The sequence below is a fragment of the Actinomadura sp. 1N219 genome, assembly GCF_044326405.1.
Classification (GTDB): Bacteria; Actinomycetota; Actinomycetes; order Streptosporangiales; family Streptosporangiaceae; genus Spirillospora.
Genome location: NZ_JBIRAY010000002.1, coordinates 334,381 through 357,482, shown reverse-complemented (window position 1 = coordinate 357,482; position 23,102 = coordinate 334,381). Strand labels below are relative to the sequence as shown.

21 protein-coding genes are annotated in these 23,102 nt (G+C 73.1%); 14 read left to right on the top strand and 7 right to left on the bottom strand.

From position 1 onward, the window contains the following. Positions 1 to 567, bottom strand: a complete 567-nt coding sequence (locus tag ACH35V_RS10420; protein ID WP_395971628.1) for a DUF4870 domain-containing protein — start codon at positions 565 to 567, stop codon at positions 1 to 3. A 153-nt stretch (positions 568 to 720) separates the two neighbouring features. Continuing rightward, positions 721 to 2,124, bottom strand: a complete 1,404-nt coding sequence (locus tag ACH35V_RS10415; protein ID WP_395971627.1) for a hypothetical protein — start codon at positions 2,122 to 2,124, stop codon at positions 721 to 723. 347 nt (positions 2,125 to 2,471) lie between these two features. On the opposite strand from ACH35V_RS10415, the gene ACH35V_RS10410 reads away from it, so the two are divergent. Both ACH35V_RS10410 and hemW read left to right on the top strand, forming a co-directional pair. Continuing rightward, positions 2,472 to 2,912 carry a hypothetical protein gene (locus ACH35V_RS10410; protein WP_395971626.1) on the top strand — a complete coding sequence of 147 codons (441 nt, stop codon included), beginning with the start codon at positions 2,472 to 2,474 and terminating at the stop codon, positions 2,910 to 2,912. Positions 2,913 to 2,995: 83 nt separating this feature from the next. Continuing rightward, complete coding sequence (gene hemW / locus ACH35V_RS10405) at positions 2,996 to 4,204, top strand: radical SAM family heme chaperone HemW (protein ID WP_395971625.1); 1,209 nt, start codon at positions 2,996 to 2,998, stop codon at positions 4,202 to 4,204. Positions 4,205 to 4,246: 42 nt separating this feature from the next. Here hemW and ACH35V_RS10400 read toward each other — a convergent pair whose 3' ends face one another. Then, on the bottom strand, positions 4,247 to 5,077 hold the full coding sequence (locus ACH35V_RS10400; protein ID WP_395971624.1) for a DUF3097 domain-containing protein: 831 nt from the start codon (positions 5,075 to 5,077) through the stop codon (positions 4,247 to 4,249). 336 nt (positions 5,078 to 5,413) lie between these two features. On the opposite strand from ACH35V_RS10400, the gene hrcA reads away from it, so the two are divergent. The 3 genes from hrcA to ACH35V_RS10385 all read left to right on the top strand — a co-directional run bounded on the left by hrcA (position 5,414) and on the right by ACH35V_RS10385 (position 8,444). After that, positions 5,414 to 6,427, top strand: a complete 1,014-nt coding sequence (gene hrcA / locus ACH35V_RS10395; RefSeq protein WP_395971623.1) for a heat-inducible transcriptional repressor HrcA — start codon at positions 5,414 to 5,416, stop codon at positions 6,425 to 6,427. Continuing rightward, positions 6,428 to 7,564 (top strand): molecular chaperone DnaJ, encoded by a 1,137-nt coding sequence (gene dnaJ / locus ACH35V_RS10390; protein ID WP_395971622.1) that lies wholly within the window; start codon positions 6,428 to 6,430, stop codon positions 7,562 to 7,564. Between the two features lie 148 nt (positions 7,565 to 7,712). Next, complete coding sequence (locus tag ACH35V_RS10385; protein WP_395971621.1) at positions 7,713 to 8,444, top strand: 16S rRNA (uracil(1498)-N(3))-methyltransferase; 732 nt, start codon at positions 7,713 to 7,715, stop codon at positions 8,442 to 8,444. A gap of 9 nt (positions 8,445 to 8,453) precedes the next feature. On the opposite strand, the gene ACH35V_RS10380 is transcribed toward ACH35V_RS10385, so the two are convergent. Both ACH35V_RS10380 and ACH35V_RS10375 read right to left on the bottom strand, forming a co-directional pair. After that, complete coding sequence (locus tag ACH35V_RS10380) at positions 8,454 to 9,143, bottom strand: hypothetical protein (protein ID WP_395971620.1); 690 nt, start codon at positions 9,141 to 9,143, stop codon at positions 8,454 to 8,456. Next, the gene (locus ACH35V_RS10375) at positions 9,140 to 9,727 is read right to left on the bottom strand and encodes a SigE family RNA polymerase sigma factor (protein ID WP_131966996.1); all 588 of its coding nucleotides are present in this window, start codon (positions 9,725 to 9,727) and stop codon (positions 9,140 to 9,142) included. The genes ACH35V_RS10380 and ACH35V_RS10375 overlap by 4 nt, the downstream gene beginning before the upstream one ends. 389 nt (positions 9,728 to 10,116) lie before the next feature. Here ACH35V_RS10375 and ACH35V_RS10370 point away from each other — a divergent pair, with 389 nt between their 5' ends. From ACH35V_RS10370 to ACH35V_RS10355, 4 genes are all read left to right on the top strand, one after another. Further along, positions 10,117 to 10,461: a histidine triad nucleotide-binding protein gene (locus ACH35V_RS10370; RefSeq protein WP_395971619.1), complete on the top strand. Its 345-nt coding sequence runs from the start codon at positions 10,117 to 10,119 to the stop codon at positions 10,459 to 10,461. Positions 10,462 to 10,665: 204 nt separating this feature from the next. Continuing rightward, complete coding sequence (locus tag ACH35V_RS10365; protein ID WP_395971618.1) at positions 10,666 to 11,754, top strand: PhoH family protein; 1,089 nt, start codon at positions 10,666 to 10,668, stop codon at positions 11,752 to 11,754. Then, positions 11,754 to 12,239, top strand: a complete 486-nt coding sequence (gene ybeY, locus ACH35V_RS10360; RefSeq protein WP_395971617.1) for an rRNA maturation RNase YbeY — start codon at positions 11,754 to 11,756, stop codon at positions 12,237 to 12,239. The genes ACH35V_RS10365 and ybeY overlap by 1 nt, the downstream gene beginning before the upstream one ends. Next, positions 12,239 to 13,540, top strand: a complete 1,302-nt coding sequence (locus ACH35V_RS10355) for a hemolysin family protein (RefSeq protein WP_395971616.1) — start codon at positions 12,239 to 12,241, stop codon at positions 13,538 to 13,540. Before ybeY ends, ACH35V_RS10355 begins: the two co-directional genes overlap by 1 nt. A gap of 9 nt (positions 13,541 to 13,549) precedes the next feature. Here the strand turns inward: ACH35V_RS10355 and ACH35V_RS10350 are convergent, their stop codons facing one another. Then, positions 13,550 to 13,885, bottom strand: a complete 336-nt coding sequence (locus ACH35V_RS10350; protein WP_395971615.1) for a cytidine deaminase — start codon at positions 13,883 to 13,885, stop codon at positions 13,550 to 13,552. A gap of 127 nt (positions 13,886 to 14,012) precedes the next feature. Here ACH35V_RS10350 and ACH35V_RS10345 point away from each other — a divergent pair, with 127 nt between their 5' ends. From ACH35V_RS10345 to era, 3 genes are all read left to right on the top strand, one after another. Next, positions 14,013 to 16,145 carry an MMPL family transporter gene (locus ACH35V_RS10345; RefSeq protein ID WP_395971614.1) on the top strand — a complete coding sequence of 711 codons (2,133 nt, stop codon included), beginning with the start codon at positions 14,013 to 14,015 and terminating at the stop codon, positions 16,143 to 16,145. 103 nt (positions 16,146 to 16,248) lie between these two features. Further along, a complete protein-coding gene (locus ACH35V_RS10340) occupies positions 16,249 to 19,644 on the top strand; it encodes a BTAD domain-containing putative transcriptional regulator (RefSeq protein ID WP_395971613.1) in 3,396 nt (1,131 codons plus the stop codon). Positions 19,645 to 19,708: 64 nt separating this feature from the next. Further along, the gene (gene era, locus ACH35V_RS10335; protein WP_395971612.1) at positions 19,709 to 20,632 is read left to right on the top strand and encodes a GTPase Era; all 924 of its coding nucleotides are present in this window, start codon (positions 19,709 to 19,711) and stop codon (positions 20,630 to 20,632) included. Here era and ACH35V_RS10330 read toward each other — a convergent pair. Continuing rightward, positions 20,623 to 21,510: a hypothetical protein gene (locus ACH35V_RS10330; protein WP_395971611.1), complete on the bottom strand. Its 888-nt coding sequence runs from the start codon at positions 21,508 to 21,510 to the stop codon at positions 20,623 to 20,625. The genes era and ACH35V_RS10330 overlap by 10 nt on opposite strands. Before the next feature lie 102 nt (positions 21,511 to 21,612). Here ACH35V_RS10330 and ACH35V_RS10325 point away from each other — a divergent pair, with 102 nt between their 5' ends. After that, positions 21,613 to 22,224 carry a hypothetical protein gene (locus ACH35V_RS10325; protein ID WP_395971610.1) on the top strand — a complete coding sequence of 204 codons (612 nt, stop codon included), beginning with the start codon at positions 21,613 to 21,615 and terminating at the stop codon, positions 22,222 to 22,224. Positions 22,225 to 22,279: 55 nt separating this feature from the next. Then, complete coding sequence (ddaH, locus tag ACH35V_RS10320; RefSeq protein WP_395972037.1) at positions 22,280 to 23,038, top strand: dimethylargininase; 759 nt, start codon at positions 22,280 to 22,282, stop codon at positions 23,036 to 23,038. Positions 23,039 to 23,102 lie beyond the last annotated feature (64 nt).

Genomic DNA, 23,102 nt, shown 5'->3' with positions numbered 1-23,102 from the left:
CTACTTCTTCAGCAGGGGCCAGGCCACCGCGGCCGGGACGCGGCGGAACTCGCCGCGGTTGGCGGCCTGTCCCGCGTAGACGAGGAAGAACATCACGACGGCCGTGAACGCCAGCGGCACCCAGATGAACAGCTCGACGGCCAGCGACAGCAGCCCGAAGACGAACCAGACGGCGATGGCCGCCAGGCTCATGTTGAGGCCCTGCACCGCGTGCTTGCGCGCGAACGGCGAGCGCGCCTTGCCGACGTAGACGACGGCCGGTGCGATGGCGCTGACGAGGAACTGGCCCACGTACGCCATGAGCGACCAGGTTCTTTCGTCGTCGCTGACGGGGCCGAAGTGGCCGGGTATCTGGACGGTGCCGCCGCCCTGCGGCTGCTGAGGCTGCTGCTGCCAGGGGGCCTGGCCACCGCCGGGTTGCTGCGGTTGCTGCTGCTGCGGCGGCGGGGGCTGTTGCTGTGGCTGCTGTGGTTGCTGCCACATGTTTCCGGGCTGCTGCCAGGGGGCCTGCTGTTGCCGTTCGGGCTGCTGCCCGTGGCCGGGCGACGGGGGAGGCCCGTAGGCCATGGCGGGTGTCCTCTCCTAGTTCGCTACGCGTTCGCTGTGCGACCTATGGCGAAAGTGTATGACTCCTTGGACGCGCCCGTAGTTCGCTAGGGTTCCCGCGTCCGCCCGGCCCGTGGCCGTTTCGCGCCACGGCCGGGCGGGGGCGGGTCGGAATCAGGGACGCCACACCACGGCGGACGGCTTCTCCTGCGTGACCGTCACCGAACCCTTCCAGTCGATGGACGAAGGCTGCGGCAGATACGCGTCGTCCAGGAAGAATCCCCGGTTGATGGACGTGACCGTGGCCGGTGCGCCATTGTCCCCGGACCCGGTCGGACGGCGAATGGCCTCGATCGACGCGATATCGGAGACCGCAGTCCCTTCCGGCAGCTCGACGGTGGTGGCGACCGCGCCGTCACGGTCGATCGACCAGGTCGGCTGGTCGTGGTCGGACCGGTAGAGCGCGGACGGGTCGCCCTTGAGCCGGACGCCGAGCGCCACACCCGGCACCGAACCCGTCCCCGTCGGGGTGCCCGTCTTCTTGGCGAACTCGACGAAAAGGTACGTGCGCTGGTCGCCGACCTCGCGTGTCGCCGGGTCGGACGGCATCTCGATCTTCCCTTCGCGGACCATCTCCTGCGCCGCGATCCGGTACGTCCACGGCTCGCGGTCCATGACGACCTCGCGGGCGCGGCCGTCCGGGCGCGTCCTGGACGCGTCGAGGAGGAAGCGCAGCGGCGGCTCAGGGGAGATCACGTCGCACATGTTGTTGTTGGACGTGCAGGTCTGCAGCACCGGATGGTCGCCCTCGTAGCGTCCCCGGAACTTGAGCGTCATGTGCATCGGCGCCTGGTACACGGCGGTGCCGTCGACGCGGTCGCCGGATTCGTCCACCTCGACCCGGTAGACCCATTCGATGTCGGTCGTGCGGCCCCAGCGGGCCATCAGCGCGGGCGAGTCGGTGCCGCCGTCCTCGTTGCTCCACACCACCGAGTACTCGATGATCTTGTGGCCGGGCGCGGCGGCGGGCCGCGTCTCGTGCCACGCGACGAGCGGGGTGTCGGTGGTGGCGTTCTGGTACGGGTCGCCTAGCGGCCATCCCGTCCGTCCGACGACGATCGGGGCGTGGCGCAGGGCGACCGCTTCGGCGTCCGGCACCTCGACGGCGGGCCGCCGGAGGGTGACGCGGCGGGCGGCGGGCGCGCTGCCCTTCGCGAACTGCAGCGTGACCTCGTGCTTTCCGGGACCGACGTGGCCCAGGCCGAGGCTCCGGGACACCGGCTCGGACGACGGGACGACGAGGTCGGTCACGTGCCGTCCGTCCACGGAGATCGCCACGACGGCGGACTCGGCGCCCTTCCGGGCCCAGGAGACGCCGGGGGCGGAGGCGGCGAAGGAGATCACGGCCTCGCCGTCCCGCCGGGCGGTGAACGGCAGCGACTTCGCGGGCCCGTCGCGATGGACGCTGATCACGCCGGGCGCGCCGGCGGACGCGGGGGAGGCGCAGAGGAGGAGGGGAGCGCCGGCGAGGGCGGCGCCGGTCAACGCGAGCACGGCATGACGCGCACGGTTTCTCATGATCAGCGAAGCTAGGCCGCGCGTGTTGCGTTCCGGTGAAGTCCCGGTCCCCCGTGGGTGTCGGGTTCATGGGTGCCGGGTTCATGGTGGTTACGGCCGCACCGCGGTGACGGCTCCGTAGCGTGGCGGCGCGTGCCGGTGCGCGTGAGGATCCGTTTGTGAAAGCGCGACACGGCAGGGGCTGCTTGGTCTGGAGGTATATGTCGGTACGGTCGGACGGGTACCGTGCCGATCAACCACCAATGCCGATCATCTGACTGCGCCGATCCACCACTGGGCCGATCGACTGCCAACGCGGGGTCGACCGCTAGTGCCGATCACAGACATCGCCGATCTCCGGAGGCACCGTGACCGACCCCGAGCAGGTACTGCGCTCTGCGAAGGAGCGGGAGACGGTGAACGGCGCCGTCCGCGCGCTCCGGACCGCCGCCCCGTCCGGATGGGAGCGGCTCGACTTCGAGTTCCGCGCGACGGTCGGCATCGACAGCGCGTCCCTGGAGGTCGAGGGCCCGGACGGAGAGCGCCGCACGGCCATGCCGCCCGGCCAGGCGGTCGGGAAGATGGACGAGCTGCGCCGCGTCATGTACCGGCAGGGCAAGGGCGCCTGGTTCACCGCCCGCCTCCAGGTCGAGCGCTCGGGCCGCTTCAGCGCCGAGTTCGACTACGACGGCGAACCGGACTTCACGCCGCCTCTCACGTCGTCCGCGTACGCCATGGACCTCGACCGCTTCCCCCGCACGGACGAGCACATCCCGGACTGGCTCCGCGAAAGACTCAGCGACGCCTAGCCAGACTTGACACCTAGCCAGACTTGAACAGAAGACCAGCGTGACCGGACGGGGCAGGGGGTTGGGCAGGGCAGACTTGAAGCGTGCCCTCGACCCTTCCTGATGGCGACCCCGTCCCCGCGGACGGTGCGTTGCCCGGCCGCTCCCTGGACGGCCTTGGAACGCGACCGTTCGCGTTCTACGTGCATGTGCCGTTCTGTGTGACGCGTTGCGGATACTGCGATTTCAACACCTACACGGCGACGGAGCTTGGTCCGGGGGCTAGCCGCGACTCCTACGCCGACACCGCCGTGCAAGAGGTGCGGATGGCCCGGCGGGTGCTGGGCGACGTGGACCTGCCCGTCGAGACGGTTTTCGTGGGCGGGGGCACTCCGACCCTTCTGCCGGCCGAGGATCTGGGGCGCGTCCTGGACGCGATCGACGCCGAGTTCGGGCTCGCACCGGGCGCTGAGGTCACGACGGAAGCCAATCCCGAGTCGGTGGACGAAAGATATGTGGGCAGGCTGCGGGAAGTCGGGTTCACGCGCGTCTCGTACGGAATGCAGAGCGCGCGCGAGCACGTCCTGGCCGTCCTGGAGCGCGCTCATACGCCGGGACGCGTCCCGCAGGTAGTGGACTGGACGCGACAGGCAGGGTTCGAGCACATCAACCTCGACCTCATCTACGGGACGCCAGGCGAAACCGACGACGACTGGCGGGCCTCTCTGGAAGCCGCCTTGAACGCCGACCCCGACCACGTGTCGGCGTACGCGCTCATCGTCGAGGACGGCACACGCCTGGCGGCGCAGGTCCGGAGAGGCGAACTGACGGCGCCCGACGACGACGCCATGGCCGACCGCTACCTGATCGCGGACGAGATGCTGTCCGCCCGCGGCCTGCACTGGTACGAGATCTCCAACTGGGCCGCCGCCCCAGACGCCGTCTGCCGCCACAACATGCTGTATTGGGCGGGCGCCGACTGGTGGGGCGTCGGCCCGGGGGCGCACAGCCACGTCGGCGGAACCCGCTGGTGGAACGTCAAACACCCGGCCGCCTACGCGGCCCGCCTCGCGGAAGGCACGACCCCGGCACACGCCAGAGAGATCCTGGACGACGACGATCGTCGCGTAGAGCGGATCATGCTCGAACTACGGCTCGCCAAGGGCTGCTCCACCGATTTGCTGGACGACAAGGCCGTCCGCGAGGCGATCGACGACGGCCTCCTAGAGCCCGCCCCCTACGAGCAGGGCCGCGCGGTGCTCACCCTGCGCGGACGCCTCCTGGCCGACGCCGTCGTCCGCGACCTCGTCTAGCGGACGCCCAGGAGAGGGCCCCAGGGGAGGCCCAGGAGACGCCTAGGGGACGGTGACGAAATCGATGAGTTCTTCCACGCGGCCTAGGAGGGCGGGCTCCAGGTCCGTGTAGCTGTTCACCGAACCCAGGATGCGCTTCCAGGCCGCGCCCGTGTCGTCGCCCCAACCCAGCTCTGCGACGACGCCCTCCTTCCACGGAATGCCGCGAGGGATGCGCGGCCAGGCGCGGATGCCCACGGACGCGGGCTTGACCGCCTCCCAGATGTCGATGAACGGATGCCCGGTGACGAGGACGTGCGGCGACGAGATCCGCGCGGCGATCCGGGATTCCTTGGAGCCGTCCACCAGATGGTCGACGAGCACGCCGAGGCGGCGGTCGCCGTCCGGGCCGAACTCCTCGACGATGGCGGGCAGGTCGTCCACGCCTTCGAGGTACTCCACGACGACGCCCTCGACCCGCAGATCGTGGCCCCAGATCTTCTCGACCAGCTCGGCGTCGTGGACGCCCTCCACGTAGATCCGGCTCTCCTTGGCCACCTTCGCCCGCAGCCCCTGGACGGCGATGGAGCCCGACGCGGAACGCGCAGGCCGTCCGCCGGGCGCCGCGCCGGGCGCCGCGCTGGGCCGGACGAGCGTGACGGGCTTGCCGTCGATGAGGAATCCGGACTTGGTCAGCGGGAACACGCGCCGCTTGCCGAACCGGTCCTCCAGGGTGACGCCGAACTTGTCGCAGCCGACGACGGCGCCGCAGAAACCGCTGCCGGGGTCCTCGGCGACCAGGCCGGGCTCGGCCGGGACCTCCGGGATCTGGCCCTTGCGGGGCCTGCGCCAGTCGCCGGCCAGCACATCGTTGCCGTATTTCTTACTCCGCACGGGTCCGCACATTAACCCGGCGGGACGCCCGTCCGGCGTCGCCCCTCGTCCCTCGGCGTGGCGCGCGGCCTACCTCGGCTTGGCGCGTGGCCCACCCTCGGGGTGGCGCGCGGCCCACCCTCGGGCGCGGGCGGGTCCTCCGGGGGCGGGGCGGGCGCGTCCTACGGAATGGGAGCCTGTGTCCGGAACGGATAGGATCGCGCAGCCGTGCGGCGAGTCCGCGCGGGCACTCCGGTCCGGGTCTCCGGGCCGTACAATTGGCACTCGGGAGTATGGAGTGCCAGCGGCGCGGGGGCGCCGGCGGCACGGGCCCGGCGGGACGAAGGAGGTGACCAGGTGCTGGACGACCGGAAGCTCGCCGTCCTGCGCGCCATCGTGGAGGACTTCGTCTCCACCAACGAGCCGGTGGGCTCGAAGGCGCTGGCGGACCGGCACAACCTCGGCGTGTCCCCGGCCACCATCCGCAACGACATGGCGGTGCTGGAGGAGCAGGGGTACATCACCCAGCCGCACACCAGCGCCGGGCGCGTCCCCACCGACAAGGGCTACCGGCTGTTCGTCGACCGGCTGTCCACGATCAAGCCGCTGTCGGTCGCCGAGCGCCGCGCGATCGAGACGTTCCTGTCCGGCGCCTACGACCTCGACGACGTCGTCGGCCGGACGGTGCGGCTGCTCGCGCAGCTCACCCGGCAGGTCGCCGTCGTGCAGTACCCGTCGCTGACGCGCTCGTCGGTGCGGCACGTCGAGCTGGTCCCGGTCGCCGAGGGGCGGCTGCTGCTCGTCCTGATCACCAACACGGGGCGCGTCGAGCAGCGGGTGATCGAATCCGGCGGCACGGTGTCGGAGGAATCGATCGGGCACCTGCGGGCGTTGCTCAACACGTGCCTCGACGGGCTCGGCCTCGGCGACGTGCCGACCGCGGTGGCGGACCTGCCCGACAAGGTGGGGGCGGACGAGCGTCCGCTCGCCGCGTCGGTGCTGTCGGTGCTGCTGGAGACCCTCGTCGAGAAGCACGAGGAGAAGATCGTCTTCGCGGGTGCGGCCAACCTCGCCGCGGTGGACTTCTCGCAGAGCCTGAGGGAGGTTCTCGTGGCGCTCGAAGAGCAGGTGGTGCTGATGCGGCTGCTCGGCGAGACCGGCGATTCCTCTAAAGTTACGGTGCGGATCGGCACCGAGAACCCCGATCTGGGGCTCCGGTCGACCTCGGTCGTCGCCGCCGACTACGGCGTGGGCGACCTCACACTGGCCCGGCTGGGAGTGCTCGGGCCTACACGCATGGATTACCCCAGCACGATGGGAGCGGTACGGGCAGTGGCACGCTACGTGGGACAGATCCTGGCGGGGTCGTAAGTGGCCAACGACTACTACGCGACCCTGGGCGTCCGGCGGGACGCCAGCGCCGACGAGGTCAAGAGGGCCTATCGCCGGCTCGCGCGGGAGCTCCACCCGGACGTCAACCCGGATCCGGAGACCCAGGACAGGTTCAAGGAGATCACCCAGGCGTACGAGGTGCTCTCCGACCCGAAGAAGCGCGAGATGTACGACCTGGGCGCGGACCCGTTCGCGCCGGGCGGCGGCGCGGGCGGCGCCGGCGGCTTCGGCGGCGCCGGGTTCCCGTTCAGCGACATCATGGACGCCTTCTTCGGCACCGCGACGTCGCGGGGCCCGCGGACCCGGGCGCGGCGCGGCCGGAACGCGACGCTGCCGGTCGAGCTCGACCTCAGCGAGACCGCGTTCGGCACGACCCGCGAGCTGTCCATCGACACCGCCGTGGTCTGCACCGGCTGCGAGGGGTCGGGCTGCGCGCCCGGCACCCACCCGGACACGTGCGAGACGTGCCACGGGCGCGGCGAGGTGCAGCAGGTCCAGCGGTCGTTCCTCGGCCAGGTCATGACGGCCAGGCCCTGCCCGGCGTGCGGCGGGTTCGGCTCGGTGATCCGCAACCCGTGCACCGAGTGCTCGGGGGACGGCCGCGTCCGCACCCGCCGGACCGTCAAGGTCAAGATCCCGGCGGGCGTGGAGAACGGCATCCACATCCAGCTCGCCGGGGAGGGCGAGGTCGGCCCGGGCGGCGGCCCGCCCGGCGACCTGTTCCTGCAGATCGTGGAGAAGCCGCACGCGATCTTCGAGCGGGAGGGCGACGACCTGCATTGCACGGTCGAGATCCCGATGACGGCGGCGGCGCTCGGCACCAGCGTCACCATCGAGACGCTGGACGCCGCCGAGAGCGTCGACATCAAGCCCGGCACGCAGTCCGGGCAGGTCATCACGCTGTACAACCGGGGCGTCCGGCACCTCAACGAGAGCGGCCGCGGCGACCTGATGATCCATGTGAACGTGGAGACTCCGAACCGGCTCGACGAGGAGCAGGAGGAGCTGCTGCGGCAGCTCGCGACCCTGCGCGGCGAGGAACGTCCGCCCGGCAAGTTCGCGCCGGGGCAGCGCGGCATGTTCTCCCGCCTCAAGGACGTCTTCAACCAGCACTGAAGAGCAGCGGCGGCGGCCTACGAGGAAGGCCGCCGCGGCACCTCAGAGCACGGGGACCAGTGACCTGGACGGCCAGTGACCTGGACGGCCAGCGAGCCTGGACGACCCGTGAGCCTGGACGGCCACCGAAATCCGCAGGGGGACGCGCATGAGCCCGCCGGTGTTCCTCGCCGCGACGGACGCGCTGGAACGCGGCAGCGTCGTCCTCGACGGGCCCGAGGGGCGGCACGCGGCGACCGTGCGGCGGCTGCGGCCCGGTGAGCGCGTCGACCTGACCGACGGCGCGGGCCTCCTCGCCGAATGCGTCGTCGCCGACGCGGGCCGCGCGTCCCTCACGCTGGACGTGCTGGCCCGGCACCGGCAGCCGCCGCCCTCGCCCCGCATCGTGGTCGTCCAGGCGCTCCCGAAGGGGGACAGGGGCGAGCTGGCCGTCGAGACGATGACCGAGGCCGGGGTGGACGAGATCGTCCCGTGGGCGGCGGCGCGGTGCGTCACGCAGTGGCGTCCCGAACGCCGTGAGAAGGCCCTCGCCCGCTGGCGCGGCGCCGCGCGGGAGGCGGGCAAGCAGGCGCGCCGCAGCCGCTTCCCCGAGATCGCCGGCCTGGCGTCCACCGGCGACGTGGCCGGACGGGTCGCCGCCGCGTCCCTGGCGCTCGTCCTGCACGAGGGGGCCGACGCGCCGCTCAGCGCCGTCGAGCCGCCCGCGGAGGGCGACATCGTGGTCGTGGTGGGCCCCGAGGGCGGGATCACCGAGGACGAACTGGAGCGCCTCGCCGAAGCGGGCGGGCGCCCCACGCGGCTCGGCCCGACCGTCCTGCGCACGTCGACGGCCGGGGTGGCGGCCGCGGCGGTCCTGCTCGCGGCGACCGGCCGCTGGTGACGCGCCCCGTCAGGAGCCCGCCGGGCCGGGCGCCTGGGCGGGTTCGCTGGTGACGGACGGGGTCGGCTCGTCGGTGGGGTTGCCGGGGTCGGGCGTGGACGTCGTCGGCGTCGGCGACGTGGTCGGCGTCTGCGACGGCGTGTGGCCCGGGCAGGGGGTGGTCGACGGCGTGGGCGTCGCGTCCGGGGCGGGCGACGTGGCCGCGGTCGGCGGGCTCGCCGCCGGCGGGATGCGGCAGGCCGAGATCCCCTGCGAGGTGCTGGCGCTCGGCGACACCGGGCCGCTCGGGTCGCCGCTCGCGCCGGCGCCGGGCGAGGACGGGTCGGGGAACTGCGGGTCGCCGCCCGCGCCGGTGCGCTCGCCGCCGTTGGGGTCCCGGTCGCCGTCGGCCGTCCCGTTGCTGCCGACCGACTGCTGGATGAGGTCGATGGTCTGCGGTGCGGTCACGCCCAGCCCGGCGATCGCCACGGCCGCCGCCACGGCGAGGACGGGACGCGCCCAGTTGACGGTGAACCGGTCGAACCCGAGCCCGTAGCGGGCGAGGCCGAAACGGTCGAGACCGAACCGGCGGCCGGGGCCGTCGGTGACGCGGGCCCGGATGCGCTCCAGGCCGTCGCCTGCGGGGTTGACCGTCTCCGCCTCCGCGTTCAGGGCGCGGCGGAGGACCTCGCCGTGCTCGTCGTGGGGGTCGGTGGTCATGAGAATTGCTCCAGGACGTTACGTAGCGAGGTCATGCCGCGGGCCGTGTGGCTTTTCACGGCGCCGCGGGAGATGCCCATCGCGTTGGCGATCTCCGCTTCGGACAGGTCGGCGTAGTAACGCAGGACGAGCGCCTCCCGCTGGCGTGCGGGCAGCCGGGACAGCGCGTCGATGACCGCCGAGCGTTCCAGCTCCCCGATCGCCCCGGCCTCCGCGCTCGGCGCGTCCGGCAGGCCCTTCGGGGCGTACTTCTCGACGACGGCGCGGTGCCGGAGCACCGATCGCGACCGGTTCACCACCGACTGGCGCAGGTAGGACAGTGCCTTGTCCGGGTCGCGCAGGCGCCGCCAGCCGCCGTGCATCGCGACGAACGCGTCCTGGACGACCTCTTCGGCCGTCCCCGCGTCCCGGACGAGCATGGCGGCGAGCCGCACCAGCGAGCGGTAGTTGGCGCTGTACAGCGCCGTCACCGCCTGGTCGGCGTCCCAGGCGACGGCCACCGCGCCCGCCGTGCCCCTGGCCACGAGGGTCTCGGTCACGTCAGTGGGACGCGTACCCTCGTCGCTCGGTTTACGAAAGGGCATGTCCTGGTTTGCCTCGGTCACCTATCCGCCGCCTTTGCCGTCCCCCGGCCGTCCATTCGGATGGTCCTGCGGAGCGGCGTGGATCGGGCGCTCCCGGCCCGGGTCCGAGCGCGCCGCGATGCGTGGCGCCAGGCGGTGTGCCTGTCGCCGTGCGCTGCGGACCGGGGGGTACGCCTTGAGCTGACAACCTTAACCATTTGACGGTCGGAATGCCGCCGGCATCGGAAGGTCGATCAGGGATCGATTCTATCGACTGCGGGAGGCCGCGAGGGACGTTCGCGCGTGCATCGATAGGATTCCGGGGCGGTCACGGCGCGTCCGCGGCGCGTCCGCGAGGGGAGAGCGCGCCCCGCGAGGGACGGCGGGCCGCCGCCGGCGAGGGGAGACAGATGACCGACTGCCTGTTCTGCAAGATCGTTTCCGGGGACGTGCCCGCCAAGATCGTCCGCGAGTCGGCGGGGACGGTGGCGTTCCGCGACATCAACCCGCAGGCGCCCACGCACGTGCTGGTCATCCCGCGGGACCACCATCCGACCGTCGCGGAGATCGCCGCGTCCGACGCCGAGCTGCTCGCCGAGCTGGTCCGCGAGGCCCACCAGGTCGCCGTCGACGAGGGCGTCGCCGAGACCGGGTACCGCGTCGTGTTCAACACCGGCGCGCAGGCCGGCCAGACCGTGTTCCACGTGCACGCGCACGTCCTCGGCGGCCGTGGCCTCAACTGGCCGCCCGGCTGACCCGTCCGGCCGACCCGTCCACCCGGCCCGTCCGGCCCGGCCGCCCGACCCGGCCCGGCCCGCTCGACCTGCGCCTGCGCGCCGCCTGCGCCACGCGGAAAATCCAACGGCGTCCTGTCGGGGGCGGCCAGTACGATGGAAGCGACACACCTGGACACCCGGAGCAGACAGAAGGCAGGTCGGAGAGGCCGCAAGGCCCGGCTGATGGTCGAATCAACTCACACGAGGTCCACCCCCGCCTCGCCCCGGACGGGACGCGACGACCAGGACGGCTCGCGTTCCCAGATCAAGATCGTGGTGCCGGACGACCATTCGATGGTGAGCCTGCTCGGCTCCCGGGATGAGCTCCTCCACGCGATCGAGGGCGCGGTCGGCGACGACCTCGACATCCACGTCCGCGGCAACGAGATCACCGTGACCGGCCCGGAGGCCGAGACCGACCTGGTCTCCCGGCTCTTCACCGAGATGCTCGAACTGCTGAAGGGCGGCACGCAGCTCACCCCCGACGCCGTCGAGCGCAGCCTGGCGATGCTGCGCGGCGAGACCGGCGCGCGTCCCGCCGAGGTCCTCACGCTGGACGTGCTGTCCAGCCGCGGCCGGACGATCCGCCCGAAGACGCTGAACCAGCGCCGCTACGTCGACGCGATCGACAAGCACACGATCGTGTTCGGGATCGGCCCCGCGGGCACCGGCAAGACGTACCTGGCGATGGCCAAGGCCGTCCGCGCCCTCCAGGACAAGCAGGTCAACCGGATCATCCTGACGCGCCCGGCCGTGGAGGCGGGGGAGCGGCTCGGATTCCTGCCGGGAACGCTCTACGAGAAGATCGACCCGTACCTGCGGCCGCTGTACGACGCGCTGCACGACATGGTCGACCCCGACTCGATCCCGCGCCTGATGGCCGCCGGCACCATCGAGGTCGCCCCGCTCGCCTACATGCGCGGGCGGACGCTCAACGACTCGTTCATCATCCTGGACGAGGCGCAGAACACCTCGCCCGAGCAGATGAAGATGTTCCTCACCCGGCTCGGGTTCGGCTCGAAGGTCGTGGTGACCGGCGACGTCACCCAGGTCGACCTGCCCAGCGGGCACCTCAGCGGGCTGCGCGTCGTCCAGGACATCCTCGACGGCGTCGAGGACATCCACTTCTGCCGCCTCGACAGCCGCGACGTCGTCCGGCACAGGCTGGTCACCGACATCGTCGACGCCTACAACCGCTACGACGAGTCGCGCGTCCCGCAGATCAAGCAGGGCGCGGCGGGCCGGGACGGGTCGCGCAAGCGGAGGCGGTAGTGAGCATCGAGGTGCTGAACGAGTCCGGCGTGCCCGTCGACGAGAAGGCCATCGCCGGGCTGTCGCGGCACGTCCTGGACGGGATGCGCGTGCACCCGCTGGCGGAGCTGTCGGTTCTGCTGGTCGACGAGGCCGCGATGACCGAGCTGCACGAGAAGTGGATGGACGAGCCGGGCCCGACCGACGTGCTGTCGTTCCCCATGGACGAGCTGCGCCCCGGCCACATGTCCGGCGGCTCCGGCGGCGCCGACGAGGAGGGCGAGACCGACCCCGGGCTGCTCGGCGACGTCGTCCTGTGCCCGGCGGTCGCCGCGAAGCAGGCGCGCAAGGCCGGGCACAGCACCGGGGACGAGCTGGAGCTGCTGTGCGCGCACGGCATCCTGCACCTGCTCGGCTTCGACCACGCCGAGCCGGAGGAGCACCGGGAGATGTTCGGCCTGCAGGCCGAGCTCCTGACCTCCTGGCGGGAGAAACGCGAAGGCTGATGAGCACCGCGCAGGCGTGGCTGTCGGCCCTTGCGGTGGGCCTTGTCCTCATGGCGGGCCTGCTGGCCGGCGCGGAGGCGGCGCTCGCGCGCGTGTCCCGCGTCACCGTCGAGGAGGTCGTCCGCGACGGGCGGCGCGGCGCGAAGAAGCTCGCCGAGGTCGTCGCCGACCCGGCCCGCTACGTCAACATGGTGCTGCTGCTGCGCATCGGCTGCGAGCTGGTCGCCACCGTGATCGTCGCCGACCTGTGCATCTCCTGGCTGGACGAGACGTGGCGCGCCTACGTCACCGCCGCCGCGATCATGATCGTGGTCAGCTATGTGGTGATCGGGGTCGGACCCCGGACGCTCGGCATCCAGCACGCCGACCGCGTCGCGCTCGCCGGTGCCGCCGTGATCCACCCGGTGACGCGGGTGTTCGGGCCGCTGCCCCGCCTGCTGATCCTGCTCGGCAACGCCCTCACCCCCGGCAAGGGGTTCCGGGAGGGGCCGTTCGCGTCCGAGGCGGAGCTGCGCGACCTGGTCGACCTCGCCGAGCAGCGCAGCCTGATCGAGCCGGTCGAGCGGGAGATGATCCACTCGGTGTTCGAGCTGGGCGACACGCTCGTCCGCGAGGTGATGGTGCCGCGCACCGACATCGTGTTCATCGAGCGCGGCAAGACGCTCCGGCAGGCGATGTCGCTCGCGCTGCGCAGCGGCTTCTCCCGCATCCCCGTCGTCGGCGAGAACGAGGACGACGTCGTCGGGATCGCCTACCTGAAGGACGTCGTCCGCCGCAGCCAGGAGCACCGCGAGGGCGAGTCGACGGAGACGGTCGACTCGGTCATGCGGCCCGCCACCTACGTCCCCGACAGCAAGCCGATCGACGAGCTGCTCCGCGAGATGCAGGCCCGCCGCATCCACCAGGCGATCGTGATCGACGAGTACGGCGGCACCGCGGGCCTCGTCACCATCGAGGACATCCTGGAGGAGATCGTCGGCGAGATCACCGACGAGTACGACCGGGAGACCCCGGCCGTCACGTGGCTGCCGGACGGCGCCGTCCGCGTCACCGCCCGCCTCCCCGTCGAGGACCTCGCCGAACTGTTCGACGTCGAGATGGACGTCGAGGAGGTCGAGACCGTCGGCGGCCTCCTGGCGCACGCGCTGGGCCGCGTCCCGATCGAAGGCTCCACCGCCGAGGTCCGCACCGACGACGGCGGCCCCGTCCTGTCCTTGAAGGCCGAGACCATCGCCGGCCGCCGCAACCGCGTCGGCACGGTGTTGGTTCGCCGATCGAGTGACTCCGAGAACCTTCTCTGATCGGGCTCCTCAGCCGAGGGTCTTGGTGAGGGTGCCGTTCGGGGCGGCGACGAGGATGGGGGCCTTGGGGCCCAGGTCGCGGACGGCGGTGACGTCGGAGGGGTCCGGGGTGCCGGCCTTGGTGACGACGGCGGCGGCCTCCAGGTCCTCGGCGCCGCTGGAGACGGCCATCGCCACGGCCACCTTGAGGGCCGAGAGCTTGAGGGACGGCAGGTCGACGCTCGTCGCGGAGTAGGTGCGGCCCGTCTCGTCGCGGACGGCGGCGCCCTCGGCGGCGTTCGTCCGGGCCCGCGCGGACCTGGCCAGGGTGATGATCTTCGCGTCCTCGGGGTTCAGCTCGCTCACGCCCCAAGCGTACGGGCGAAGGAAAGCGTGCCTCGCAAGTGAGTGCCAAGTGGACGGCAAGAGCGGCGCGCAATGCTCGGAAATGTCGGACAGTGCTGTCCGGAACATGCCGCATGGGGGAGAAGAGATGTCCCGTCTGCTTTACCGCCTGGGCAAGGCCGCGGCCTTGCGCCCGTGGCGGTTCATCGCCGTCTGGCTGGTGCTCATCGGCGTCGTGGCCGGTCTCGCGGGCACCGCGGGAGGCGCGCTGCACGACAACTACACGCTGTCCGGGACGGGGTCGCAGCGGGCCACGGACCTGCTGGAGGAGCGGTTCCCCGCACTGTCGGGAGCGGATGCCAGAGTGGTGGTGCACGCCGAGTCCGGGAAGGTGGACCAGGCGGCGCTGGCGGCGGCGTCCGGAGAGCTGCGGAAGCTGCCGCACGTCAGCGCGGTCGACCCCCCGCGGCCCAGCGCGGACGGGGCGACCGCGCTCATGACCGTCCGGTATTCGGTGCCCGTCACGGAACTCGAGCCGAAGCCGACGCTCGATCTCCTGCGGGGGGCCACGGACAACCTTGACGACGCCGGCTACCAGGTGGAGTTCGGCGGCCAGGTGCCGGAGAACGTGACCGCGCCGGGCGGCGTCGCCGAGGCGATCGGGGTCGTGGCCGCCCTGGTGATCCTGCTGCTGGCGTTCGGGTCGGTGGTGGCGGCGGGGCTGCCGCTCGTGGTGGCGCTGGCGGGGCTGGGCGCGGGCGTGTCGGGGGTGACGCTGCTGGCGGCGTTCACCGACGTCGCGACGACGGCGCCGACGCTCGCGATCATGGTGGGGCTGGGCGTCGGCATCGACTACGCCCTGTTCATCCTGACCCGGCACCGGGAGGGGCTCGCGGCCGGGCTGGACGTCCCCGAGGCGGTGGCCCGCGCCAACGCCACGGCCGGCCTGTCGGTGATCTTCGCGGGGTCGACGGTGCTGCTGGCGCTGTGCGGGCTGGTGCTGTCCCGCGTCCCGGTCTTCATGACGATGGGCTTCACGACCGGGCTGGTCGTCGCGACGACGGTGCTGAGCGCGGTCACGCTGCTGCCCGCGGTGCTGGGCCTCGCCGGGCGCCGGGTGCTGCGCCGCCGCGACCGGGCCGCCGGCGCGACGATCACCGTCGAGTCGCCGCGGGTCAGGCGGTGGGCCGAGCACGTCGGACGGCACCCGTGGCCCTGGCTGCTCGCCGCGTTCGCGCTGATGCTCGCGCTCGCCGCGCCCGCGCTCGGCATGCGCACGTGGCCGAGCGACGCCAGCAGCGAGCCGACGTCCAACACCGTCCGGCAGGCGTACGACCTGGTCGAGGACGGTTACGGCGCGGGCGCCAACGGCCCGCTGCTCGTCGCCGTCGACCTCACGAAGGTGGACCGGAGCGCGCTGCCGGGCGTGAGCGAGCGGCTCGCCGGGACGGACGGCGTCACGTCGGTCGCGCCGCCGCAGCTGTCCCCGAAGGGCGACGCGGCCGTGATCATGGTCACGCCGGAGTACGGGCCGCAGGACGAGCGGGTGACCGGCCTCGTCGACCGGGTCCGCGCGGACGCGCTGCCGCCGGGCGCCGAGGTCACCGGGCTCACCGCCGTCTACACGGACCTGTCCCGGGTGCTGTCCGACCGGCTCTGGCCGGTGATCGGCGCGGTCGTCGCGACCTCGTTCATCATGCTGATGATCATGTTCAGGTCGCTGCTGGCGCCGCTGAAGGCGGCCGTGATGAACCTGCTGTCGATCAGCGCCGCGTACGGGGTGCTCACGGCCGTGTTCCAGTGGGGGTGGGGCGCGAGCCTGCTCGGCCTCCCGCACAGCGTCCCGGTGTCGAGCTTCATCGTGCTGCTGATGTTCGCGGTCCTGTTCGGCGTGTCGATGGACTACGAGGTCTTCCTGCTGTCGCGGATCAGGGAGGAGTGGCAGCTGCACGGCGACGCGCGCGCCTCGGTGTCCACCGGCCTCGCCGCGACCGGACGGGTGATCACCAGCGCGGCGCTGATCATGGTGGCGGTGTTCCTCGGCTTCGCCGCCGACCCCGGGCTGGTGATCAAGCAGATGGGGGTGGGCCTCGCGGTCGCGGTGGCGCTGGACGCGACGATCGTCCGGCTGGTGCTCGTCCCGGCCACGATGTCGCTGCTCGGCCGGGCGAACTGGTGGCTGCCGCGGCCGCTCGCCCGCGTCCTGCCCGACATCGACCTGCACGGCGGCGCCGCGCCCACGGCGGAAGCCGAACGGGAACGGGAGCCCAGCCCCGCCTGATCTGAGGGGAGTTGATCGCAGCGGCCGTCGAGCGGAGCTCGTCCGTTGAATGGCGGTGGGTGGGGGCTGGAGGACGGTATGTCCCGGTTAGGCTGATCGGGACATGTCGACCGTGGTACGCGTTCTCGGGGCCTTCGGCGCCGAGGTGGCGGGCGCGCCCGCCGACCTCGGCGGTCCCCGGCAGCGCTCGGTCCTGGCCCGGCTCGTCGCCGCGCGGGGCCGGATGGTGCCCGCCGACACGCTCGTCGAGGACCTGTGGGCGGGCACGGCGCCGTCCCGCGCCGCCGCCGGGCTGCAGTCGTTCGTGTCGCATCTGCGGCGAGCGCTGGAGCCCGATCGTCCGCCCCGCACGCCCGCCCGGATCCTCGTCACCGAGCCGCCCGGGTACGCGCTCCGGCTGCCGGACGGGAACGTCGACGCGTGGCGGTTCGACGCGCTGATCGACGAGGCCGCCGAACTCCTGGACGCGGACCCGCAGGACGCCCGCCGCCGCGCGGAGCGGGCGCTCGCCGAGTGGCGCGGCCCCGCCTACGCCGAGTTCGCCGACCTGCCGTGGGCCGCCGCCGAGGCCGCCCGGCTGGACGAGCGCCGCCGCCTCGCCGTCGAACGCCGCGCCGACGCGATGTTGAGGCTCGCGTCCGCCGCCGAGGCCGTCCCCGACCTGGAGACCCACGCCGCCGCGAACCCGCTGCGTGAGGAGGCGTGGCGGCTGCTGGCCCTGGCCCTCTACCGCGCCGGACGGCAGGGCGACGCGCTCGCCGCCCTCCGCCGCGCCCGCGCGACCCTCACCGAGGAACTCGGCGTCGACCCGGGTCCCGCGCTGCGGCGCCTGGAGGCCGACATCCTGGCCCAGTCGCCCGCCTTGGGGGAGCCCGGGCCGGACGAGGAGCGTCCAGTCGAGCGGAGCTCGTCAATTGAATGGTGGCGGGTGGGGGCTGGAGGACGGTCGGTCCTGCGGCTGGCGCCCGAGCCCGGGGACACGCCTGAGAGCGCGTTCGTCGGGCGGGTCCCGGAGCTGGCTCGGCTGGAGGACGCGGCGCGGGACGCCGTCGCGGGCTGGAGCGGCGTCGTCCTGATCGGCGGCGACGCGGGCATGGGCAAGACCGCGCTCACCGAACGGTTCGCGCGCGGCCTCGCCGACCAGGGCTGGACGTGCGCGTGGGGCCGCGCGCCGGAGACCGGGGGAGCCCCGGCGGCCTGGCCGTGGGCCGAGCTGCTCCGCGAGCTGACGGCCGCCGCGCCGCCCGACGACCTGCTCGCCGCCCGCCTCGCCCCACTCCTGGACGACGGCGTCATCGGAGGCGCCGGAGCGGACGTCAGCACGGGACGGTTCCGCCTCCACCTCGCGGTCGAGGACTACCTCACCGGGCTCGCCGCCACCGCGCCGCTGCTCCTCGTCCTGGACGACCTGCACTGGGCGGACGAGGAGACCCTCGCGCTGCTCGTCCGGCTCGCCGGGCGGCTCAGGGAGCGTCCCGTCCTGCTGCTGACCACGTTCCGGAGCACCGAGGTCCCCGAACGGCTCGCGACCGCGCTCGCCGCGCTCGCCCGGCACGAACCGGCGCGCATCGACCTGCGCGGGCTGTCGTCGCCCGAGGTCGCCGCGCTGGTCCGCGGCACGTGCGCCACCAGCGTCGGCGACGCCGAGCTGGAGGTCATCGCCGAGCGGACCGGCGGCAACCCGTTCTTCACCCGCGAGACCGCCAGGCTCCTCGACGCCGAGGGCCTGCCCGCCGCGACCCGCCGCGTGCCCACCGGCGTCGGGGACGTGCTGCGCCGCCGCATCGCCCGCCTGCCGAGCCCCGTCCAGGACGTCCTGCGGGACGCCGCCGTCGTCGGCCGCGACGCCGACCTGCGCGTCCTCGCCGAACTCGCCGGGAACGAGGACACCGTGATCGACGCCGTCGAGGCGGGACTCGCCGGGGGCCTCGTCACCGAGCCGGGTCCGGGCCGGATGCGGTTCGCGCACGCCCTCGTCCGCGACACCCTCTACGAGGCGATCTCCCGGGCCCGCCGCACCCGGCTGCACGGCCGCGTCGCCGCCGCGCTCGAACGGCACGCGCCCGGCGAGGTAGCCGCGATCGCGCACCACTACCTGGAGTCGGGCGCGGACCCGGCGAAGGCCGTCCGGTACGCGCGGCGCGCCGCCGAGGCCGCCGAGGCCCGCTTCGCGCACGGCACCGCCGCCGGGCTGTGGATCCGCGTCGTGGAGACGCTGCGCGCCGAAGGGCCGGGCGCGACCCGCGACCGGCTCGCGGCGGAGGTCTCCGCGATCCGCGCCTCCGCCCTCGCCGGGAACGTCGTGGGCGCCCGCGAACGCCGCCACGCCGCCATCGCCGACGCCCGCGCGCTCGGCGACGTCCGGCTGCTCGCCCGGATCATCGCGAGCTTCGACGTCCCCACGCTGTGGACGAGCCGCGAGTACGGCACCCTCGACCACGACATCGTCGACGCCACCGGCGAGGCGCTCGCCCGGCTCCCCGCGGACGAGCCCGAGCTGCGCGTCCGGCTGCTGACCACGCTGGCGATGGAGCTGGAGGGGGAGCCGCACGACCGCGGCGTCACCGCGTCCGCGGAGGCCGTCCGCACGGCCCGCGACCTGGGCGTCCCCGAGCTGATCGCCGTCGCGCTGAACGGCGCCTACTTCAACTCCTACCGCACCGCGGACGGCCTCGCCGAGCGGCGCCGGATCGCCGCCGAGCTCCTCGACCTCGCCACCCGGCACGACCTCGGCGCCTACCGCGTCCTCGCGCATCTGCAGGTCCAGCAGGCCGCCGTCGCGGAACTCGACCAGACCGCCGCGCACCGGCACCTGGAGGAGGGACGGCAGCTCGCCGACCAGTACGGCCTGCCGCTGCTGGCGGAGATCGGGTTCTGGGAGGCGGAGCTCATCCACGCGTTCCGCGCCCCCCTCGACGAGGCGGAACGCACCTACGAGCGGCTGAACGGCACCATCGGCCGGATCAGGATCTGGTCCAGCGAGCGCGGCATGGGCGTCCTCGGGCCGTTCTGCGTGCGGCTCGTGCAGGGCCGCGCCGGGGAGATGATCGACGAGGCCGCGTGGCTGCACCGGCAGTGGAGCCACGTCGGGGCCACCGCCGACCTGCACGCGCTCGCGCTGGTCGGGGCGGGACGCACCGCCGAGGCCCGCCGCGTCGTCGCCGGGGCCGGGCCCGTCCGGCCCGACTACTTCTTCGACCTCACCATGCCGGTGCGGGGCCTGCGCGCCATCGCCCTCGGCGACCGCGACCTGGCCGAGGACGTCTACGCGGCGCTGCTCCCGTACGCGGGGCAGTTCTCGGGCGGGGCCACGTCCGTCGCCACGGTCGGCCCCATCGCGCAGCTCCTCGGCGACCTCGCCCTGTTCCTCGAACGTCCCGCCGAGGTCGCCGCCGGGCACTACCGCCAGGCCGCCGAGGTCGCCGGACGCGCCGCGATCGCCCACTGGGTCGAGGAGGCGAACGCGTCCCTCGGCCGCCTCGGCACCCCCGCCGCCTGACCGTCCTCCCGCCCCCATTCACCGGATGGCGGGAGCCGGCCGTCCCGTGCGCGACAATTGGGGGGTGACGACATGGGGAGACGGGGCGCCCGAGGGGCACCGAGCGGGGTTCGCGTGCTTCATCGGACGGCCGAATGTCGGCAAGTCCACCCTGATGAACGCCCTGGTCGGGACCAAGGTCGCGATCACCAGCAGCCGTCCCCAGACGACGCGGCGGGCGATCCGGGGGATCGTGCACCGCCCCGACGCGCAGCTCGTCGTCGTCGACACCCCCGGCCTGCACAAGCCCCGGACGCTCCTCGGTGAGCGGCTCGACAGCCTCGTCCGGTCCACGCTCACGGAGGTGGACGCGATCGGCTTCTGCGTCCCGGCCGACCAGCCCGTCGGCCCAGGCGACAAGTACATCGCGCGAGAGCTGGCCGCCGTGAAGAAGACGCCGGTCGTCGCGATCGTGACCAAGACCGACCTCGCCTCGCCCGAGCAGGTCGCCGAGCAGCTCCTCGCGGTCGGACGGCTGGGCGAGTTCGCCGACATCGTGCCGTGCTCCGCCGAGCAGGGCTTCCAGGTCGACCTGGTCGGCGACCTGCTGATCTCCCACCTGCCGGAGGGCATGCCGCTCTACCCGGAGGGCGACCTCACCGACGAGCCCGAGCAGATCATGATCGCCGAGCTGATCCGGGAGGCGGCCCTGGAGGGCGTCCGGGACGAGCTGCCCCACTCCATCGCCGTCGTCGTCGACGAGATGAACCCCCGCGAGGGACGCGACGACCTCATCGACGTCTACGCCCACCTGTACGTCGAGCGGTCCAGCCAGAAGGGGATCATCATCGGGCACAAGGGCTCGCGACTCCGCGAGGTCGGCGCGGCGGCGCGGCGGCAGATCGAGGCGCTGCTCGGCGCCAAGGTCTTCCTCGACCTGCGCGTCAGCGTCCTCAAGGACTGGCAGCGCGACCCCAAGCAGCTCCGCCGGCTCGGCTTCTACGACTGATCCGTCTTGGACTCGCCCGTTTCCGCTTTCGGACCGCCGGCGTTCGGGGCGCCCGCTTCTGGGTCGCCCGGGTCGCTCGGGTCGTTCGCTCCGGGTTCCTGCTGTTCAGGTTCCTGCTGGTCAGGTTCGTGGCGTCCCCAGGCATGGTCTTCCTGGGGCCAGGCGGCGTACGAGTCGGCCTGATACGGCTGGTCTGTGTAGGTGTAGTACTGCTGACCTTCGTAGTACTGCTGGCCCGCGTAGTACTGCTGGTCGGCGTACTGCGGGTAGTTCTGGTCCGGACGGCTGCGCGGCTTCGACACGCGATCGCCGATCGGACGGGCCAGGCTGAACCCGACCACGAGCAGCGACGCGATGACCGCGAGGTACCAGCCGTAACGGACGGTGATCTGGTAGCCGACGTCCAGGCCCGTCCGGGGGAGGTTGTCGCGGACGTCGCCGAGCCGCAGCACGAACAGCCCGCAGACCAGCAGGGTGAGCGTGCCGGGGATCGCGGCGAGGCCGCCGATCCGCGCGTCCCGTCCGGCCAGGTCCCCGAACGCGAGCGCGATCGCGACCACCGCAAGGACCGGGACGGCGAGGACCATGTCGTCGGCGTCGATGCCGGCCACGCTGCCGAGGTCGCGGCCGATCGGCTGCCCGAACAGCTCGACGACGACCTGCGCGCGCGCCCACGGCATGAACGCCGACACCAGCAGCGCCGCCGCCGCGACGATCATGGCGATGATCCAGGCGAGGCCGCGCGCCGGCGCCGCCGGGAGCGGGGCGGGGACGGCCTCCGCCGGGGCCTCGCCGGCCGGCGGATAGCCGTCGACGGGCGGCAGGAAGGACGGGCGCGCCCGCGCGCGGCCCGCGTCGGAACCCAGGTCACCGGTCATGGACCCAGCGTAAATGCACGGACGGCATTGCCCGGGACGGCCACGTCGGGGCCCGGCGGTCGGTACTTTGGAACGAAGTCCGTTATGGGAGGGAGAGCCCCGGTGTTGCTCGTTTTCGGCCTGACGGCGGTGTTCCGTACGGTCAGCGAGGGGACGTTCCACTGCCCGCAGTGCGGCGGTGACCGTGCCTACCGGAGGCGTGCCGGACGGCGCTGGCTCTCGGTGTTCTTCGTCCCGATGGTGCCGCTGTGGCGGCTCGGGGAGTCCGTGACGTGCCGGACGTGCCGGGGCCGCTTCCCGGTCTCCGCGCTGCGGACGCCGACGTCCCAGCAGATGGCGGAGACCCTCGCCGCGGGCATGCGCGCCGCGGCGGCCCTCGTCCTGCGCGCCGGCGACCCCGCCGACGCGGCCGCCCGCGCCCGCGCCGCCGAGACGGTCACCGGCTACGGCGAGCCCGAGTACGACGGGGACGCCATCGACGCCGACCTCGCCCTCCGCCGGACGTTCCTGGAGCGGGAGGTCGCCAGCGCCGGGGCCCAGCTCGCCGTGGAGGCCAAGGAGTGGTTCCTCGCGCAGGCCGTCCGGATCGGGCTGGCGGACGGGCCGCTCGGCGAGGCGGAGCGGCGCGAGCTGCACGGCGTCGCGGACCTGCTCGGCATGTCGCCCGCGTACGCGCTGGGCGTGATCGTGACCACCGAAGGGGCGTCGCGCTGACATGGGGCCCGACGGCACGCCCGCGGCCAGGCCCGGCTCCGGCCCGGCGGAGACGATGATCTCCGCGGGGAGGGCGCTGGTCCGCCCGCCCGGCCCCCGGCTTGCGGACGCCATCGTCACCCACGCCGCCCGCCGTCCCGTGGACGTCGCGCTCGCGGCGCGCCAGCACGAGGCGTACGTCGCGGCGCTGCGGTCGGCGGGCTGGCGGGTCGGCGCCGTCGCGGCGGCCGACGACCAGCCCGACGCCGTGTTCATCGAGGACCCCCTGGTCGTCTGCGGCGACGTCGCGATCATCGGCCGGTCGGGCGACGCGCGCCGCCGGGGCGAGGCGCCGGGCGCGGAGCGGGCCGCGCGGGAGCTCGGCCTGCGCGTCGAGCGGATCGAGGAGCCCGGCACCCTGGACGGCGGGGACGTCCTCCAGGCCGGCGACACCGTCTACGTGGGACGCGGCGCCCGGACGAACGAGGAGGGCATCTGCCAGTTCGCCCGGCTGGTCGGCGGCCGGAAGGTCGTCCCGGTCGCCACCCGCGGCTGCCTGCACCTGAAGTCGGCGATGACGGCGCTCCCGGACGGCGGCCTGATCGGCCTGCCGGATCTCGTGGACACGTCGGTGCTGCCGGGCCTGCGGGTCGTCCGGGAGCCGGCGGGGGCGCACGTGGTGCTGCTCGGGCCCGACCACGTGCTGATGGCGGCGTCCGCGCCGCGCACCGCGGCGCGGCTCGCGGCGGACGGTCTGCGTGTCACCAGTGTGGACATCAGCGAGTTCGAGGCCCTCGACGGCTGTGTGACCTGCCTCTCCGTCCTCGTCCCGTGAAACCGGCTCGTCTCAGCATCTGGACGCCGGTTACCGGTACACGGATGTCATCTGTTAGCTTGAC

Coding starts and splice junctions, on each gene's coding strand:
- ACH35V_RS10420 (WP_395971628.1), bottom strand. CDS start 567: ATGGCCTACGGGCCTCCCCCGTCGCCCGGCCACGGGCAGCAGCCCGAA.
- ACH35V_RS10415 (WP_395971627.1), bottom strand. CDS start 2,124: ATGAGAAACCGTGCGCGTCATGCCGTGCTCGCGTTGACCGGCGCCGCC.
- ACH35V_RS10385 (WP_395971621.1), top strand. CDS start 7,713: ATGAGCCCGCCGGTGTTCCTCGCCGCGACGGACGCGCTGGAACGCGGC.
- ACH35V_RS10380 (WP_395971620.1), bottom strand. CDS start 9,143: ATGACCACCGACCCCCACGACGAGCACGGCGAGGTCCTCCGCCGCGCC.
- ACH35V_RS10375 (WP_131966996.1), bottom strand. CDS start 9,727: ATGCCCTTTCGTAAACCGAGCGACGAGGGTACGCGTCCCACTGACGTG.
- ACH35V_RS10370 (WP_395971619.1), top strand. CDS start 10,117: ATGACCGACTGCCTGTTCTGCAAGATCGTTTCCGGGGACGTGCCCGCC.
- ACH35V_RS10365 (WP_395971618.1), top strand. CDS start 10,666: ATGGTCGAATCAACTCACACGAGGTCCACCCCCGCCTCGCCCCGGACG.
- ACH35V_RS10355 (WP_395971616.1), top strand. CDS start 12,239: ATGAGCACCGCGCAGGCGTGGCTGTCGGCCCTTGCGGTGGGCCTTGTC.
- ACH35V_RS10345 (WP_395971614.1), top strand. CDS start 14,013: ATGTCCCGTCTGCTTTACCGCCTGGGCAAGGCCGCGGCCTTGCGCCCG.
- ACH35V_RS10340 (WP_395971613.1), top strand. CDS start 16,249: ATGTCGACCGTGGTACGCGTTCTCGGGGCCTTCGGCGCCGAGGTGGCG.
- ACH35V_RS10330 (WP_395971611.1), bottom strand. CDS start 21,510: ATGACCGGTGACCTGGGTTCCGACGCGGGCCGCGCGCGGGCGCGCCCG.
- ddaH (WP_395972037.1), top strand. CDS start 22,280: ATGATCTCCGCGGGGAGGGCGCTGGTCCGCCCGCCCGGCCCCCGGCTT.